The 1,673-nt window shown below is 68.4% G+C and carries 3 protein-coding genes; all 3 read right to left on the bottom strand.

Features of this window, described 5'->3' with window-relative positions; translation table 11 throughout:
* Positions 1 to 605, bottom strand: a 605-nt coding sequence (locus AOK24_RS28835; RefSeq protein ID WP_159052018.1) for a serine hydrolase domain-containing protein, incomplete at its 3' end; no start/stop codon positions are given.
* An 80-nt stretch (positions 606 to 685) separates the two neighbouring features.
* Positions 686 to 916, bottom strand: a complete 231-nt coding sequence (locus AOK24_RS28830; protein WP_055722978.1) for a hypothetical protein — start codon at positions 914 to 916, stop codon at positions 686 to 688.
* Positions 917 to 1,162: 246 nt separating this feature from the next.
* The coding region (gene msrA / locus AOK24_RS28825; RefSeq protein ID WP_055722977.1) for a peptide-methionine (S)-S-oxide reductase MsrA at positions 1,163 to 1,673 on the bottom strand (511 nt) is incomplete at its 5' end.

Genomic DNA, 1,673 nt, shown 5'->3' with positions numbered 1-1,673 from the left:
GCGGCGACCCGGTGGTCGTGCTCGGCGGCCAGCCCGATGTGGAAGTCCGCTCCGAGAGGCCCCGCGATCTCCGTCGCGAAGTAGTCCCCGAGAGGTACCCCGGTAATCCTCCGGACCAGCTCGCCCACCAGGTACCCCTGGGTCAGCGAGTGATACCCCGCCTCCGTACCCGGCTCCCACTGCGGCGTGAGGCCCGCGAGCCGCGCGGTGACCGCGTCCCAGTCGTACAGCTCCTCCACCGTGCCCGGCCAGTCGGGCAGTCCGGCGGTGTGCGAGAGGACATGCCGGACGAGGACGTCCTTCGCCCCGAACTCCGGCCAGTACCGGGCGACTTCGGCGTCCGGGTCCAGCGAGCCCCGCTCGATCAGCGTCAACGCCGTCAGCGCGGTCATCGTCTTCGTCACCGACCACACGTTCGTGATCGTGTCCCGCCGCCAGGGGACGCCGCGCGAGGCATCCGTGTACCCGCCCCACACGTCCACGACGGGCTCCCCGCCCATGAACACGGCGACCGAACCTCCCGTGTCCCCCTCGTCCAGCAGTCGGGCGAGGAGGTTGGGGACGGCGAGGAAGAGGTCGTCGTAGGTGCCCTGGATATCGGCCATGCAGTGCATTAGCGGGGTCGAGACAGGGCCGGGGCAACTGAATTACCGCTACAGGAAGGGGAGTTGAAGATTCCGGCAGGTCAACCGGGCACGTTCGTCACGCTCATGGCGTACGCGAGGAGCCGCCCGAAGCGCAGCCGGCTCAGGAGATGGGCGTTCACCGGCGCGTATCCGGACCGGGTGAGCGAGTCGATGCCGTCGAGGATGTCGGCCAACTCCTGCGCGGCTTCCGGCCCTTGCCGACCGAGATCCGCCAAGTAGGCGACCGCGCACGCGTCCAGCCGCGCGTGCAGCCCACCGAGGCGGGGCACCTCGACCGATGCGTCCGGAAAGGGCCAACTCCGGAACGCCGCATGCCGGTTGGCGACCGCCGCGACCAACCCGAGCCGCGCCGGAGGCGCCGCACCCGGCCAGGTCCGGCGCGAGGGCCGCGAGGTAGGCCCACGTCGCGTTGAACCCGAGCGGGCAGTACCGCTCGACGGCGTACCTCAACTCCCCGCGCCTGCGCGCGAACGGCAGACTCTCGTCGCGTACCCGGCGGGCATGAACACCGAAACTCACGCCCGGTAAGTCACCCCCGTACCGCCCAACCCGCAGTACCCGCCCGGGTGATGAGCCAGATACTGCTGATGCAGCGAACTGGCCGGATAGAACGGATACTCCTTCGCCGCCAGGATCTCAGTGGTGATCTCCCCGTACCCCGCCTCGGCGAGACACTTCTGATAGGCGTCCCTCGACGACTCGGCAGCCTCCACCTCGTCATCCGTACGGGCAAAAATCAGCGAGCGTACATGAGTCCCCACGTCATTTCCCTGCCGGAACCCCTGAGTCGGATCGTGCCCCTCCCAGAAAACCCGCAACAGCGCCTCGTAGGAAACCCGCGCGGGATCATAGACAACCCGCACGGTCTCCGCGTGCCCGGTCAACCCGGTCCGCACCTCATCATCAACGGGAAACGGCGTAAACCCACCCTGAAACCCGACAGCGGTAGTCCAAACCCCCGCAGGCAGTTGCCAGTACCGCCGCTCAGCACCCCAAAAACACCCGAGCGCGAACTCGGCGACTCGA

Source organism: Streptomyces niveiscabiei (genome assembly GCF_001419795.1).
GTDB lineage: Bacteria > Actinomycetota > Actinomycetes > Streptomycetales > Streptomycetaceae > Streptomyces > Streptomyces niveiscabiei.
This window is presented reverse-complemented; position numbering and strand designations above follow the sequence as displayed.